At 42.1% G+C, this 14,282-nt stretch carries 16 protein-coding genes and 1 other annotated feature; of the genes, 1 reads left to right on the top strand and 15 read right to left on the bottom strand.

The annotated features are described in order from the left end of the window. Nucleotides 1-73: 73 nt before the first annotated feature. The 10 genes from I6G42_RS05920 to I6G42_RS05875 form a co-directional block, all read right to left on the bottom strand. Entirely contained in the window at nucleotides 74-2,098 is a 2,025-nt protein-coding gene (locus tag I6G42_RS05920) for a glucosaminidase domain-containing protein (RefSeq protein ID WP_038805084.1), read from the bottom strand. Between the two features lie 131 nt (nucleotides 2,099-2,229). Further along, nucleotides 2,230-3,216, bottom strand: coding sequence for a dihydroorotate dehydrogenase (locus tag I6G42_RS05915; RefSeq protein WP_080641291.1), 987 nt, complete (start codon nucleotides 3,214-3,216; stop codon nucleotides 2,230-2,232). After that, on the bottom strand, nucleotides 3,179-3,979 hold the full coding sequence (locus tag I6G42_RS05910) for a dihydroorotate dehydrogenase electron transfer subunit (protein ID WP_038805082.1): 801 nt from the start codon (nucleotides 3,977-3,979) through the stop codon (nucleotides 3,179-3,181). The genes I6G42_RS05915 and I6G42_RS05910 overlap by 38 nt, the downstream gene beginning before the upstream one ends. Before the next feature lie 246 nt (nucleotides 3,980-4,225). Continuing rightward, nucleotides 4,226-4,606, bottom strand: a complete 381-nt coding sequence (locus tag I6G42_RS05905; protein ID WP_038805081.1) for a VOC family protein — start codon at nucleotides 4,604-4,606, stop codon at nucleotides 4,226-4,228. Nucleotides 4,607-4,664: 58 nt separating this feature from the next. Further along, entirely contained in the window at nucleotides 4,665-5,024 is a 360-nt protein-coding gene (gene rplT / locus I6G42_RS05900) for a 50S ribosomal protein L20 (RefSeq protein ID WP_000124830.1), read from the bottom strand. A 51-nt stretch (nucleotides 5,025-5,075) separates the two neighbouring features. Further along, nucleotides 5,076-5,276: a 50S ribosomal protein L35 gene (gene rpmI, locus I6G42_RS05895; protein WP_001125942.1), complete on the bottom strand. Its 201-nt coding sequence runs from the start codon at nucleotides 5,274-5,276 to the stop codon at nucleotides 5,076-5,078. Between the two features lie 32 nt (nucleotides 5,277-5,308). Further along, nucleotides 5,309-5,839, bottom strand: a complete 531-nt coding sequence (gene infC, locus I6G42_RS05890; RefSeq protein ID WP_000848184.1) for a translation initiation factor IF-3 — start codon at nucleotides 5,837-5,839, stop codon at nucleotides 5,309-5,311. A gap of 15 nt (nucleotides 5,840-5,854) precedes the next feature. Further along, nucleotides 5,855-5,986 (bottom strand) — a sequence feature (ribosomal protein L20 leader region). A gap of 72 nt (nucleotides 5,987-6,058) precedes the next feature. Continuing rightward, the gene (locus I6G42_RS05885) at nucleotides 6,059-8,299 is read right to left on the bottom strand and encodes a DNA internalization-related competence protein ComEC/Rec2 (RefSeq protein WP_038805080.1); all 2,241 of its coding nucleotides are present in this window, start codon (nucleotides 8,297-8,299) and stop codon (nucleotides 6,059-6,061) included. Beyond that, nucleotides 8,283-8,933: a helix-hairpin-helix domain-containing protein gene (locus tag I6G42_RS05880; protein WP_038805079.1), complete on the bottom strand. Its 651-nt coding sequence runs from the start codon at nucleotides 8,931-8,933 to the stop codon at nucleotides 8,283-8,285. The genes I6G42_RS05885 and I6G42_RS05880 overlap by 17 nt, the downstream gene beginning before the upstream one ends. Nucleotides 8,934-8,999: 66 nt before the next feature. Then, on the bottom strand, nucleotides 9,000-9,569 hold the full coding sequence (locus I6G42_RS05875) for a GNAT family N-acetyltransferase (protein WP_038805078.1): 570 nt from the start codon (nucleotides 9,567-9,569) through the stop codon (nucleotides 9,000-9,002). A gap of 176 nt (nucleotides 9,570-9,745) precedes the next feature. On the opposite strand from I6G42_RS05875, the gene ald reads away from it, so the two are divergent. Then, on the top strand, nucleotides 9,746-10,858 hold the full coding sequence (ald, locus tag I6G42_RS05870; protein WP_038805076.1) for an alanine dehydrogenase: 1,113 nt from the start codon (nucleotides 9,746-9,748) through the stop codon (nucleotides 10,856-10,858). Nucleotides 10,859-10,907: 49 nt separating this feature from the next. Here the strand turns inward: ald and I6G42_RS05865 are convergent, their stop codons facing one another. The 5 genes from I6G42_RS05865 to frr form a co-directional block, all read right to left on the bottom strand. Next, nucleotides 10,908-11,894, bottom strand: a complete 987-nt coding sequence (locus I6G42_RS05865; protein ID WP_038805075.1) for a PhoH family protein — start codon at nucleotides 11,892-11,894, stop codon at nucleotides 10,908-10,910. Between the two features lie 80 nt (nucleotides 11,895-11,974). Continuing rightward, complete coding sequence (locus tag I6G42_RS05860; protein ID WP_038805074.1) at nucleotides 11,975-12,190, bottom strand: YozE family protein; 216 nt, start codon at nucleotides 12,188-12,190, stop codon at nucleotides 11,975-11,977. Continuing rightward, nucleotides 12,187-12,792 carry a GrpB family protein gene (locus I6G42_RS05855; protein WP_038805073.1) on the bottom strand — a complete coding sequence of 202 codons (606 nt, stop codon included), beginning with the start codon at nucleotides 12,790-12,792 and terminating at the stop codon, nucleotides 12,187-12,189. Before I6G42_RS05855 ends, I6G42_RS05860 begins: the two co-directional genes overlap by 4 nt. Nucleotides 12,793-12,803: 11 nt before the next feature. Beyond that, nucleotides 12,804-13,658: an RNA-binding virulence regulatory protein CvfB gene (cvfB, locus tag I6G42_RS05850; RefSeq protein WP_038805072.1), complete on the bottom strand. Its 855-nt coding sequence runs from the start codon at nucleotides 13,656-13,658 to the stop codon at nucleotides 12,804-12,806. A 59-nt stretch (nucleotides 13,659-13,717) separates the two neighbouring features. Next, complete coding sequence (gene frr / locus I6G42_RS05845; RefSeq protein WP_001262233.1) at nucleotides 13,718-14,275, bottom strand: ribosome recycling factor; 558 nt, start codon at nucleotides 14,273-14,275, stop codon at nucleotides 13,718-13,720. Nucleotides 14,276-14,282 lie beyond the last annotated feature (7 nt).

The raw sequence follows: 14,282 nt of genomic DNA, 5'->3' as shown, positions 1-14,282 counted from the left end.
TTTGTTGTCTACTTTTTTTATTATAACAAAAAATCGACAACCAATCTATCATGGTTCCCGATTTTGTTCTTCCCTAGTCTTTCCCACCAAGTTTGCTATTGATAGTCATCATGATACTGGCAATTTTCTCTCCCCAGTATGGGTCAGAAGCATAGCGTACATTCATACCAGAAGCCTTGTTTCCAAGATGGTCTCGTCCATAGTCAATGTAGTTCTCACGAATCCACTTAGCCGCGCCGAGGATCCCCTTATCCACATCATCAAATTTTTTGGCCGAGGTATATGGGCTCGAATCATAAGCTGCAATTCCAAAGAAGTTATTCTTATCCTTGGCAATCTGGCTCCGTCCCCAAGCACTCTCAAGTGCACTATGAGCCATTAAGTAAAGAGCATTCACACCATAGCGTTTCTCAGCTTCCTTAAAAACAGCTCCCTTACCAGCGAGGCGACTATCCCGAATATTCATCAAAGAATAAATTTTATCCAATTCAGCTGCGCTGTAATTACTTGGCTTAGTCAAATTTCTAAAGAGGAAGGGATTTTCAATGGTAAAGCCATCAAAATGAATTCCATCAGTTGAATAATATTTCTTACCAATAGTCATAGCTGAGCTATGTGGCGCAACACGGAGACTCACATAAGGTGATAACTCATGGTAAAAATACTTGCCATCACTTGTATAATGAGGGACAAATTCACTATCTTTATCAATAGCTACTAAATCACTTTTATTCATGAAGCCGGATAAACCAGAAATATTGACTGGTATTTGACTATCTTTTTTAGATTGTGCATCTCCAAGCGAGACTATGGTTCCCTGTGATACATAACTCAATCTTTCACCAGAAGCGCTATAAACATAAGCAGTAATCGGTTTTACTTTGTAATATTTTGCCTCTGAGATCCACTTCCCATTATTCTGGAAGGAATACTCTTTACCTTTGATCGTAAAAGTACCTGTTACATATCGACCATCATCTTTTAGATAGTACCAAGCATCGTAATCTTTGTCAAAAATCCATTCATTTTTGGCCATATAGCCACCAGATTTAAGGTAGTATGAACCAACCCATTCGCGGGAAGCGTAGGCACCACCTGACTTCAAGTAGAACCAGCTATTGTAGGATTTATCAAAAATCCACTCTTTTTCCGCCATTGCGCCACTATCTTTCAGATAGTAGTCACTTTTCCACTGGCTACTTGCCATCACACCATCGCTATTAAAATAGTACCATGTTCCTTTGATTTTTTCCCATTTGTTGCGAGAAATCTTGCCTGAAGTTGTGGCATAGTACCACTTGTCAGATATTTTCACCCAATCATTTTCTGCCATGGCACCACTACCTTGGAAAAGATAGTCATTATAGATGGTACGGCTAAGCATGACACCATCTTGATCAAAGTAATACCAGCTGCCTTCAATCTTTTCCCATTTGTTGCGAGAAATCTTGCCTGAAGCTGTTGCATAGTACCACTTGTCAGATATTTTCACCCAATCATTTTCTGCCATGGCACCACTGCCTTGAAAGAGGTAGTCATTGTAGACAGTACGGCTAAGCATAACACCATCTTGATCAAAGTAATACCAGACACCTTCAATCTTTTCCCATTTGTCGCGAGAAATCTTGCCTGAAGCTGTGGCATAGTACCACTTGTCAGATATTTTTACCCAAGCATTTTCTACCATTGCGCCATTACCTTGGATAAGGTAACCATCAATTATAGTATTACTGAGCATAATACCGTTTTTGTCAAAGTAATGCCAAGTGCCACTAATTTTTTTCCAGTTTACGACGGGCTGGTTATTTTCATAAAAACGCCAGTTTCCTTGCTCTTTTCTCCAACCTTCCTTGATAACGTCCTCATTTTTTTTCTTTTTGGATGAGTCATCTTTAGAAGAATTTTCCTCTTTTACAGCTGGCTCTTTCTTCGCCTCGACTTTAGGAACTTCTTTCTTGGGAGTAGCTTCCTCTTTTTTCTCGACTACATCTGTAGTCTGAGTTTTTTTCGTAACCTGAGATTCTTCAGCATATACAGATGTCTTTGCAAATCCTGCCATAGAAAGAACGACAGTACTTGCAAGTAGTATCTTCTTCATTTTATTCTCCTCAGTAGAAAACTATCTACACTATTACTATTTTATAAAACCTATTGTAACATAGTTGACTAACGGAAATATTACAAATTGATGAAGATTCTATTTCTTGTTGACGATAAGGAAAGACTAGCTTATCTTAGACTGACTTTGACTTCCTTGCGAAGATTTTCTAAACTGCTAATGCCATATTTGTCCATGACTTTTGGTAGATTTTCGATGATATCAGGACAAGCGTAAGGATTGGTAAAGTTGGCTGTTCCAACTCCGATGGCAGAGGCACCAGCCAGATACATTTCTAGGGCTGCTTCAGCTGAATCTACTCCTCCCATTCCAATAATGGGCAGGTCTGTTGTTTGAGCTACTTGTCGGATGAGTTTGAGGGCGACTGGAAAAACTGCAGGACCAGACATCCCACCCGTTCCATTGGCTAGAATTGGTTTGCGAGTTTTGAGGTCAAAGCGCATACCGACAAGGGTATTGATCATGGTTAAGCCACTTGCCCCTGCATCTTCTGCGGCTTTGGCGATGGTAACAACATCCGTTACACTAGGGGTTAATTTAACATAAACTGGCACATCAGAGGCTTCCACAGCTGCCTTTACCACTTCATAAGCCAAGTCAGGATCTTGCCCAATCAAAAGTCCATGATTGCCGTGATCCACATTCGGACAAGAGATATTGAGCTCAATAGCTTTTACATTGGCTGCCTTGGAAATTCCTCGAGAAACAGCAGCGTACTCTTGTTTTGAAAAGCCTGCAACATTTGCGATGATAGGAAGCGTAGGATACTCTCTTTCCAGCCAAGGCAGTTTTTCAGCCAAAACAGCCTTCAAACCTGGATTTTGCAGGCCGATTGCATTGAGCATACCAGCAGGTGTCTCTGCAACCCTGGGAGTTGGATTCCCAAAACGGGGTTCAAGTGTCGTCGCCTTGATCATAATAGAGCCCAAAAGGTCTAAATCATAGTACTTGGCATACTCTTGACCAAAACCAAAACAGCCTGATGCGGGGATAATAGGATTTTTCAAATCTAACCCCGGTAGAGAAACTTGTAAACGTTTGTTAGTCATGACTTTCTCCTTATAATACAACTGTTCCTGTGCGGAAAACAGGGCCATCTTCACAGACGCGTTGACTGACCGTCTCACTATCTGGCACTTTTAGAACGCAGGCATAGCAAGCCCCCATTCCACAAGCCATACGAGATTCCAGAGATAGATAGGCTCTTGGATGATCATAAAAGGTTTGATTGATGTACTTCATCATCCCAGGAGCACCACATGAGTATACAGCATCAAATTGACTGTCTAAATCATTGATGACGACTGACACATTTCCCTTGATGCCATAAGAACCATCATCTGTCGTTACAAAAACCTGCCCATATTGGGCCAATTCCTTTTCGAGAATAACAGCATCCTTAGTCGCAAAACCGAGGACTGTCACTACTGTCACCCCACGCGCATGCAATTCCTTGGCTACTTCTAGCAAGGGTGGAACACCAATCCCACCACCAACGAGGAGGACTTGACTCTGATTGTCTAAATCAGACAAGTCAAAACCATTCCCCTGAGGCCCCATCACATCAAGAGTATCTCCCTGCCTTAAGGTTGAGAAAATAGCTGTCCCAGCCCCCTCAACCCGATAAATGAGATGACACTGCTTGTTTGCCTTGTCAATAGACGAAATTGAAATAGGGCGACGCAAGAGATGGGCATCATCAGGCACACGCAAGTGAAGAAATTGGCCTGCTCGCATGGCTTTAACCATTTCTCCTTCTAGGACTAATTCAAAGATTGCTGGCGCGATTTCCTCTTGTGCGACCACCTTCATGGTTTCCAAACGAATGGCACCCAAACGCTTCTTACATGTGGGATTCATGACTTTTCCTCCTTAAATTTAAGGGGATCAGATAAAGAAAAGACCTTGCTAATGCAAGGCCTCAGTTGGGTTAGGCTAGAACTCATGCGCACACTTAAAAAGTCCTCACAGAGAACCCCCTATCCCTTTTATCTGACACCTTGTGAGTCTCTCTGGACTCCCCTTAAAGGTTAAATTTATATTAGTATACTCTTTCAAAGTAAAAAAGTCAAGTAGAAAACGAACATTCTACTTGACCTTACTGGATTATTTTTCGCGAATCACTTCGACCTTGTAGCCATCAGGATCCTTGACAAAGTAATAGTTTGGTGGGGTTCCTGGTAGGCCTTTTGGCTCTGTAACCTCATAGCCTTTAGCACTATGTTCTTGATGAAGAGCTTCAAGATCAGGTGTACTGAGGGCGATATGGGCAAAGCCATCACCTACCACATAAGGACCGTGGTCATAGTTATAGGTCAATTCCAACTCGTAGTCATCACCCTCAAGTCCTAGATAGACAATGGTGAAGGTATAATCTGGAAAATCCTTGCGACGTAATTCTTTAAAACCAAAAGCATCTTGATAAAATGCGATTGATTTTTCAAGGTTTTCTACTCGCAAGCAAGTGTGTAGCATTTTTGAAGCCATAGCTTTCTCCTTTATTTCTAAAAAGACTGGGACAATCCTGTTCCAGTCTTAAAAGTAATTATTTACCAAGCTTTGCTTTAGCTGCATCTGCAAGAGCTGTGAAAGCTGCTGCATCGTTAACAGCCAAGTCAGCAAGCATTTTACGGTTAACTTCGATTTCAGCCAATTTCAAACCATGCATCAATTGTGAGTATGAAAGTCCGTTCAAACGAGCTGCCGCATTGATACGAGTGATCCACAATTTACGGAAGTCACGTTTTTTCTGACGACGGTCACGGTATGCATAGTAGTAAGAGTTCATTACTTGTTCTTTTGCAGTACGGAACAAGATGTGTTTAGCTCCATAGTAACCTTTTGCTAATTTAAGAATACGTTTACGACGTTTGCGTGATACAACGCCACCTTTAACACGTGCCATGTTTTATTTCCTCCAAATATTTCCTAGAATTGTTTACTTACTGTTAGGCTATTATTTCAAGCGAGTAAGCATTGCTTTGATACGTTTGAAATCTCCTGAATGCACCATAGATGCTTTACGAAGATGACGACGTTGTTTCTTAGTTTTTCCGTGGAAACGGTGAGAAGTGTAAGCACGGAAACGTTTAAGTCCACCAGAACCTGTACGTTTGAAACGTTTAGCTGATGCGCGGTGTGTTTTTTGTTTTGGCATGATTTTTTCTCCTTTATTTAACTTTCTGACAATTATTTTTTGTCAGTTGCTGGCGCCAACTGCATGAACATTTGGCGTCCATCCATCTTAGCTCGTTGTTCGATGATCGCAATATCTTGTGTTGCTTCAGCAAACTCGGCTAAAACTTTTGCACCAATCTCTTTATGGGTAATCATACGACCCTTAAAGCGGATAGATACCTTAACTTTGTTCCCTTTTTCAAGGAATTTACGTGCATTGCGAAGTTTTGTGTCAAAGTCACCCTTGTCAATAGTTGGACTCAGACGAACCTCTTTCACAGTAACAACACTTTGTTTTTTACGTTGTTCTTTTTGCTTTTTCTGATACTCAAATTTGAACTTACCGTAGTCCATAATTTTAGCAACAGGCGGTTTTGCTTGGGGTTGAATCAATACTAAGTCAACATTTGCACTATCAGCCAATGCTTGCGCTTCGCTGAGTGGCTTGATGCCTAGCTGCTCTCCCTCAAGACCGATCAAGCGAACTTCACGTACACGAATTTCATCATTGATGAATAAGTCTTGCTTTGCTATGGTTTTCACCTCTTTTTTATTATTAGAGAAAAACAAGAGCGGACTCGTAATAATACAAGCCCGCACGTTATGATAGCGTTTCTTAGAAACTTTTCATCCGTAGGGCCAGGCAACTTGATGTCACAAGGCGAGAAGCTCTCACTTCTGCTTTTCTCAACTTTTATATGATACCAAGTTTTCTATCCCTTGTCAAGATAAAAAGTCAATTTTTCGAAAAGTTTGTCTATTTTATCGAACCGTTTCAATTCGCCAACTATTCCATCCTTTAAAGCGAATAGCTCCTTGCTGGTCAGTTCGGTAAATCTTACTCTTGATGGTCTCTAGTCGAGTCAAGGTTTCCTGATGGGGGAGTTTCGCACGATTGTTCTTTCCAACTGAGATGAGAGAAATCTCTGGTTTAAGTTTTTCTAGAAAAGCTGGATTTGATGATGTTTTAGAACCATGTTGACCGACTTTCAAGACATCCACCTCTAAGTTAGGGTATTGCTTTAGAATATCCTTCTCTCCCTTCTCTTTCAAGTTTCCTGTAAAGAGAAAGTGCTTATCCAAAAGTTTTCCATAAAGAACCAGGGAACCATCACGATCTCCATCTCCAATCTGCCTTGGAGATAGGACTTCTAACTGACTTCCAAAAATTGGCAAGTTCTCCCCTGCTGTCACACTGCGCACCTTGGTTTGGCTTGCTTCTAGTTCTGCTACAAATTCCTTCTGTGTCAGAATTCCTTTTGATACTAAAATCTCCCCAACATGGAAAGCCTTGGTCACCTCCAGCAAATCTCCAACATGTTCTTTATCTGTGTTGGTCAAAATCAGCTGGTCAATCTTGGCTACCCCACGACTTTTAAGATAGGGAATCAAGGTTCTCTGGGCATTGCTGGTCGTCGCCTTTTCTTGCCATTTTTCGATTTTCTTATCAGACTCTGCCTTGCCTCCCACATCTATGAGAATGGCTTTACCAGTTACATCCCGTAGGAAAATACTTTCTCCTTGCCCGACATCCAGCATGGTGATTTCATTTTCCAGCGGATGTTTGGTTAGGAAAAAGAGACCTATAATCAATAAGCTGACTCCAGCTACTCTTTTGATGTTTTTCCTAAAATCATACAGTATTGCCAAGGAAATTAATAGTAGAATCAACAGCCATGCGTTGGGTTGACCAAAGACCAGGGGCCTGCTTGCCAGCTGCGATACCAAGCGAATGATGTCCTCCAACCACTCAAAGACAAGGTTAAGCTGGGTGATTGGGTAAACAAAAGACAGAATAAATAAGATGGACAAAAGCGGCAAGAAGACAACATCAAACAGAAAGGAAAAGACAAAGGTTAAAAGAATTGACCAAGGCTGAAATTCTGCAAAATAAAAGGACAAAATAGGCAATATTCCCAAGGAAATGACCAAACTTTCTCTGGCAACAGCCTTGAGCCCCTCCCCTTCTTTGCTTGTCATAGTCAAGATAAAAGCATAAGCGCAGGACAAGACCCCTCCAGCTGTCAAGAAAAAGTTGGGCATGATGATAAAGAGGACAAGGACTGTCAAGGCAAAATTATCCAAGCCCTTAATACCATGTTGTGCTAGTAACTTTTGCAAGAGACTGCGAATGACTGAAGCTGAAAATCCTGTCAGACCTGCATAGATAAGGGAAAAGGGATAGGTCAGCCACTTCAACTTTTCTTGAGTCAAGCCCAATCGCAAGAGGAGTTTCTTAAAGGCATCCATAAAGAATCCCACCTGCATACCCGACAAGGCAAAGAGGTGGATAATTCCTAGACTGGAATAAAGTTCATTCATCTCCTCAAAGTCCGTATCCAGATGTCCTAACAGAAGACCTGTCATATAGTTGCGCATAGGGTCTGGAAAGTGCGTCTTGATCCAAACTACAGCCTTTCGACGTAAACTTGATAAATTTTCACCTATATCCCAACTGCTAATCTGTTTAACTGACTGGATTCTCTTGATAGTCAGTGTCTGGTAAATCCCTTGAGTCTTCAGGTAGGCTTGGTAGTTAAATCCACCAAAATTCCTCTGACCTTCAGGCTCTGAAACTTTCCCTTCTAGTTCAATCTCATGAAGATCTGTTAAGGTTTGAAATTGCTCTTTCTCCTCCTCAGACTGGAGTTTATAGTAAACTTGGAAGGTATGGCCGTCAGCCTTGCCCCGAAAGGACAGACTGTCTCCATTGACTTTGATGGTATCAGGCAAGATCTTCACCTTTTCAACAGAATCCACTAGGTTTTGACTAGCTTGTGTCTGTTGCCAAGTTTGAAACAGAAACCAAAATCCAAAAACTCCACAAATCGCTAGAACTTTTCCAGCAGATTTCCAAGGAAATTGAAAAAAGAGACAGACGAGCAAAAAAACAAAACCTAGCAGTGCGAGATAGGACGCTCCAAAAATGGCATAGTAAAGCCAGAGCAACAGAAAGCTCAGATAGATTAGAGGAATAGGGAAATTCTTAATCCACTGTGACATAATCTTTTAGCTTTTCTATGGTCTTAGCGCCAATGCCAGAGACTTTCTTTAATTCATCTACCGACTTGAATTTGCCATTCGCCTCACGATGGTCGATAATATCCTGTGCTCGTTTTCCTCCCAAGCCTTTGACCTGCTTGAGTTCTTCCAGACTGGCTTTATTGAGGTTGACCTTCTTTTCTTTACTTGTCGAAGGAGACGTTCCAGAGGCAGCCTGCTGACTAGCTGCTTCTTCTCCCTTAGTTGGAACATAGACAAGAGCCTCGTCACTGATTTTCTGTGCTAGATTAAGCGACTTGCTGTCTGCTTCTTCTGTCAAGCCACCCGCCTTCTGAACGGCATCGTGAACTCGACTGCCAAGAGGCAAGTCATAAATCCCTGGCGATTTGACAGCACCTTTGACATCTACTGTGATTAGATCTTGTTCAGGAGACTCTTCCTTTTCTTCCTTCTTGACTTCCTTTTCAGACGATGAATCCTTTGAAACGGCCGCAACTTCAGCCTGCAAATTTGTTTCTTTCACAGGTGTTTGTGAAGTTGGCTTTAGCAGGAAAAATCCGCCTAAGGCTAAACCCAAGCCAGCACAGATGACAATGATTTTATATTCTTTGATTTTCTCGATAATGACTTCCATTTTTTCTCCTCTCTTAACTTATTCGTAAGAGAAAGAAAAAACAGTCAAAAATTTCTTTTCAACTGCTTATTTATTGGCAAAATACTCTTCCTTGGTCAAGGCATAATGAACTCTTGTAACAATTCTCCCTGGTTCTTTATTATCCATTCTAGCATAGGGTTCTTCATGTGAAAAACGCATACCTGATTTCTCCATGACTCTTCCAGATGCGGGATTATCCTTATCGTGAAGGGCGGTCAACTTATTCATTCCAATCTTCTCAAAAGCCAGCTCAATCACGGCACGATTGGCTTCTGTCGTCAATCCTTGGTTCCAATACTTTTGGTTGATAATGTAACCGATAGCTGCCTTTTTAAGGACGGTGTCGATCTTGTGCAAGTCAATAGTACCGATAAACTTGCCATTGCTTTTTAGTTCGATTCCCCACCGTCCCAAGGGATTAGCCAAGTAAAACTGAGCAATGTTGTTCTTAGTTTCTTCTAAGCTTTGATTTGTTGGAAAAGTGTAGCGTGTATTTTCTCTGTCTGAAGCATACTCAAACATAGCTTCTGCATCATCCAAGGTTACAGGTCGGAGCAATAAACGCTTCGTTTCTATAGTTGGATACTGGGCAAATTTCACAAATATTGATTCCATACTTTTTCCTCCATTAGAGCTTGATTCTCACTAGTCTAGCATAAATAAATTTGGATGACAAGTTTTTCTTGATTTTTGAAGCGGTTTCATATACAATAAAACCATCACATTTTTGATTTATGAACTGGAATGTGACAACTAAAACAATACCGTCAATTGAAAGGTAGGTTATCTCTATGTTAATCGGAATTCCAAAAGAAATTAAGAACAATGAAAACCGTGTTGCCCTCACACCTGCTGGTGTTTATAGCTTAGTTATCCGTGGTCACCGCGTCCTCATCGAATCAAATGCTGGTCTCGGTTCAGGATTTACTGATGCAGACTATCAAAAGCAAGGAGCTGAGATTGTCGCTACTGCTGCTGAAGCATGGGCAGCTGAGTTAGTCGTAAAAGTAAAAGAACCACTAGCTTCTGAATATGCTTATTTGCGCGACGATTTGCTCCTCTTCACCTACTTGCACATGGCTGCTGCTCCAGAGTTAGCAGATGCCATGTTAGCAGCCAAAACAACAGGAATTGCCTATGAGACTGTCCGTGACTCCCTAGGTCACCTACCACTCCTCGTTCCTATGAGTGAGGTTGCCGGTCGTATGGCAGTTCAAATCGGTGCTCACTTCCTTACCAAACAAGCTGGTGGCTCTGGTGTCTTACTTGGTGGTGTACCGGGTGTTCCAAAAGGAAAAGTAACCATCATCGGTGGCGGTGTCGTTGGTACACATGCTGCCCGCATCGCCTTGGGACTCGGTGCTCAAGTGACTATTTTAGATATCAGTGCTAAACGTCTCTCGGTTCTAGAAGAAGTCTTTGGAAACCAAATTCAAACTCTTATGTCTAATTCATTCAACATCGAAGCAAGTGTGAAAGATGCTGATGTGGTGATTGGAGCGGTTCTCATCCCTGGTGCCAAGGCACCAAAACTGGTGACAGATGAGATGGTCAAACAAATGCGTCCAGGCTCTGTCATCGTTGATGTTGCCGTTGACCAAGGTGGTGTTATCGAGACAGCTGACCGTGTGACAACGCACGATGAGCCTGTCTATGAGAAACACGGTGTTCTCCACTATGCCGTTGCCAATATCCCTGGTGCGGTCGCCCGTACTTCAACCATCGCCCTAACCAATGTCACTCTTCCTTATATCGAAGCTCTGGCTGGCAAAGGTTTCGCACAAGCAATTGCTGAAGATGAGGGCTTGCGTCAAGGTGTGACCACTTATCAAGGTTACTTGACCAGCCTCCCAGTTGCTCAAGGCCTCGATAAAGAGCACACGTCTATCGACGAACTTATTTAAAGCTAGACACTCATTAAAAAAAGCAGTTCACATCTGAACTGCTTTTTTGCTATTCTGTTTCTTGGTTACTTTCTTCAACCTTAACTGGAGCTGGTTCATAAGCTCGGATAATCTGAGCGACAACTGGATGGCGAACCACATCCTTGGCTGAAAAATGAACAAAGTCGATTTGGTGAATGTTCTTGAGTTTTTCTTGGGCATCAATCAAACCGGACTTGACATTTCGTGGCAGGTCAATCTGACTGATATCTCCATTGACAATCATCTTAGAATTAAATCCTAAACGAGTCAGGAACATCTTCATCTGCATGATGGTCGTGTTTTGCGCCTCATCAAGAATGACAAAGGCATCATCCAAGGTCCGTCCACGCATGTAGGCAAGGGGCGCGATTTCGATAATTTCACGCTCCATGAGACGAGTCGTCTGGTCTTTCCCGAGAATCTGGTACAAGGCATCATAAACTGGTCGAAGATAAGGATCCACCTTCTCCTTGAGATCACCCGGAAGAAATCCTAGACTCTCACCTGCTTCCACTGCTGGACGAGTAAGGATAATCCGCTTGACCTGCCCACGTTTAAGGGCAGTTACTGCCAGGGTCACTGCAAGAAAGGTCTTCCCTGTCCCTGCAGGTCCGATTCCAAAGGTCACATCATGCTGTTTGACACTGTCCACATAAAGTTTTTGACCCAAGGTTTTGACACGAATCGGTTTCCCAGTATTGTCTTTGATAATTTCTTCTTCGTAAAGGGCGACAAACTTGTCAATTTCATCGTTTTTGACCATACTAATCGCAGTCACCACATCTGGCGTGCCAATGGTCATTCCACGATTTACCAAGACCATCAAAGCCTGGATAACCTGACGGGCTTCCTCACAGGCAGTCTCTTCCCCCAAAACCTGGACAATCTCCGTACGAGCATGAATCACCACATCGAGTTCTTCTTCCATCAAACGAAGATGGCGCTCATTGGAACCAAAAAGATGGAACAAGTCATCTGGATGACTTAGTTGAATGTCTATTGAATGTTCCTTCAAATAAAGAACCTCTCTAATCCGTTTATTTCTTTTTATTATAGCAAAGAGAACAATAAAATACTAGCCTCATCTCATTGTCTCTAGTGTTCTAAGTATTCTTGCCAGATGGCGTCAAAGTCTCCTAGGTTAAAAGAGAAGCTGGCATGCTCCTCCAAAAAGCGACTCACCTCATCAAAATCATCCGTGTGTTTTGGGAAGGCTGACTCTTCAAAAGCGAGGTCTGCCAAGGTGGCTTTGGGGCTATTACTTTTAGGATTGCGCTCGGTCATGAGCCAAGTGTAAAATGATTTTCTCAATTCTTTCTCCTATCAAGAGTTTTTTGATGACACTTTTCTGATTCTTGAAAATTACTGGACTTAGCCTCTGAAACGTAGTGGTTTATAAAATCTGTTTTTGCATCTGTATAGGCGTCTCGATTGTGTTCAAATTTTTTCCACAAACTTAGTTTTAATTCCTGATACGCTTGGGCAATATCTGGATGCTGGCAGAGATAATCTCTAAAATAAATCTCGTCATGATCTCCCGCCATTCGCAAATGTAAATGAAAAACTTTCTCAGCAAATCCCTGCTCTGTATATCCTTTATTTAGCGAAATCCTGTTGGGACTTTCCGACATCACTAGCCAACCATTCTTCACCAATAAATCCCTAACTCTTGCTAAATCCTCTATTCTACCTACTTCTAGCAGAATATCAACGATATTTTTGGCCCAAATATTAGGGATAGCAGTGCTACCGATATGTTCTATTCTTTTAATAACATTTGCACCCAATATTTTTTTCAAATTTGTTTTTTCCAATTCATACCAGTCTCCCCACTCTGATTTGTGCTCTACTAGAAAAATAGGAAAAAGTTGCCAGAGTTCCTCTAAACTCATTTCTTCAAGTTTCTTTATCATTTCTATAAGGCCTAAATCAACTCTGTCCCAAACTGGTCTTGCTTGATTTTACCAGCCTTCATCAAGCCGCCGAGTGCTTTCTTGAACTGGCCTTTTGAGATGCCAAAGGTTGCCTTGATGTCATCAGGAGATGACTTATCATTTAAGGTCATGAAACCGCCATTGCTTTCCAAGTAGGTCAAAATCATCTGAGCATCATTTTCCAACATTTCAAAGGAACGTGGTTTGAGGGATAGGTTCAAGGTACGGTCCACTTCACGGAAACCGATAACACGCGCATCTAGCACTTGTCCCAAACGTGGCTCTGCGTAGCGCTCACTTGGGTGGATAAAACCAAGCATGTTATTCTCTGGCAAGTAAACAAAGGTTCCTGACAGCTTGAGACGATATACAATGGCTGGCCAGTTTTGGTTCTGCATATTGTTGTAGGCAGGACAAGCCAAACGTTGAAAGTCTTCTTGATAAGCCAAGAGTCCCCAGATGCGGTCTTTCTTATCTACTTCAAGGCGGATGTAAAGTTGATCACCTTTCTTTGGCCAGAGTTCCTTGAGCTCAGGGAGGATATCGAGTGACACAACGATTTCCTTATCAGGTAGACCTGTATCCACAAAGACACCCAAGTCCTTACGAACTTCCGTTACGGTTCCCCAACCAAATTGGTCCTGAGTGGCAGTCACTTCTAGAGTGGTCAAGCGGAGTTTTTGCTTCATATCGGTATAGGCAAAACCTTTGACCGTATCACCTACCGAATGTTGACCTTCTTCCTTAGCAAGAGCATAAGTTTGACCATCCTTTTGCACAAAGTAAAAACGGTCATTTTCATCGATGATAAGTCCAACGATAAAACTAGCAAGATTTGTATTCATATTTCCTTCTTTCGAATAAAACTCAGCCAGCAATGCCAACTGAGTTTTTCTGTTTATTTTTAGACTTCCAAGATTTCTTTTTCTTTATTGGCAGTCATGTCGTCGATGTGTTTCACAGCGTCGTCTGTTACTTTTTGAATATCTTTTTCAAGAGTCTTCAATTCGTCTTCAGTGATTTCTTTTGCTTTTTCTTGTTTCTTGGCTTCGTCCATAGCATCGCGACGGATATTGCGGATAGCCACTTTAGCATTTTCACCGACCTTCTTCACTTCTTTGGCAAGGTCACGACGAGTCTCTTCAGTAAGAGCAGGGATAACCAAGCGGATCACAGAACCGTCATTAGCTGGTGTGATACCAAGGTCAGAAGCGTTCAAGGCACGTTCGATGTCTTTCAATGAAGACTTGTCAAATGGTGTTACCAACAAGACACGCGCTTCTGGAATGGTAATTGAAGCGATTTGGTTAAGAGGAGTTTCGACTCCATAGTATTCTACGTGGATACGGTCTAGCAAGCTTGCGTTGGCACGACCGGCACGGATTCCACCAAATTCACGAGCAAGTGATTGGTGAGACTGGGTCATTCTCTCTTTAGCTTTTTCTACAATTGCATTAGCCATAATTTTC

Source organism: Streptococcus oralis, from assembly GCF_016028255.1.
GTDB lineage: Bacteria > Bacillota > Bacilli > Lactobacillales > Streptococcaceae > Streptococcus > Streptococcus oralis_AC.
The sequence above is the reverse complement of the archived record's forward strand: the minus strand, read 5'-3'. Positions and strand labels throughout refer to the sequence as shown.

What these genes read in the sequence shown, in the direction of transcription:
- I6G42_RS05920 (WP_038805084.1), bottom strand. Translation starts at nt 2,098, where the DNA reads ATGAAGAAGATACTACTTGCAAGTACTGTCGTTCTTTCTATGGCAGGA.
- I6G42_RS05915 (WP_080641291.1), bottom strand. Translation starts at nt 3,216, where the DNA reads ATGGCCCTGTTTTCCGCACAGGAACAGTTGTATTATAAGGAGAAAGTC.
- I6G42_RS05910 (WP_038805082.1), bottom strand. Translation starts at nt 3,979, where the DNA reads ATGAATCCCACATGTAAGAAGCGTTTGGGTGCCATTCGTTTGGAAACC.
- I6G42_RS05905 (WP_038805081.1), bottom strand. Translation starts at nt 4,606, where the DNA reads ATGGCTTCAAAAATGCTACACACTTGCTTGCGAGTAGAAAACCTTGAA.
- rplT (WP_000124830.1), bottom strand. Translation starts at nt 5,024, where the DNA reads ATGGCACGTGTTAAAGGTGGCGTTGTATCACGCAAACGTCGTAAACGT.
- rpmI (WP_001125942.1), bottom strand. Translation starts at nt 5,276, where the DNA reads ATGCCAAAACAAAAAACACACCGCGCATCAGCTAAACGTTTCAAACGT.
- I6G42_RS05885 (WP_038805080.1), bottom strand. Translation starts at nt 8,299, where the DNA reads ATGTCACAGTGGATTAAGAATTTCCCTATTCCTCTAATCTATCTGAGC.
- I6G42_RS05880 (WP_038805079.1), bottom strand. Translation starts at nt 8,933, where the DNA reads ATGGAAGTCATTATCGAGAAAATCAAAGAATATAAAATCATTGTCATC.
- I6G42_RS05875 (WP_038805078.1), bottom strand. Translation starts at nt 9,569, where the DNA reads ATGGAATCAATATTTGTGAAATTTGCCCAGTATCCAACTATAGAAACG.
- ald (WP_038805076.1), top strand. Translation starts at nt 9,746, where the DNA reads ATGTTAATCGGAATTCCAAAAGAAATTAAGAACAATGAAAACCGTGTT.
- I6G42_RS05855 (WP_038805073.1), bottom strand. Translation starts at nt 12,792, where the DNA reads ATGATAAAGAAACTTGAAGAAATGAGTTTAGAGGAACTCTGGCAACTT.
- cvfB (WP_038805072.1), bottom strand. Translation starts at nt 13,658, where the DNA reads ATGAATACAAATCTTGCTAGTTTTATCGTTGGACTTATCATCGATGAA.
- frr (WP_001262233.1), bottom strand. Translation starts at nt 14,275, where the DNA reads ATGGCTAATGCAATTGTAGAAAAAGCTAAAGAGAGAATGACCCAGTCT.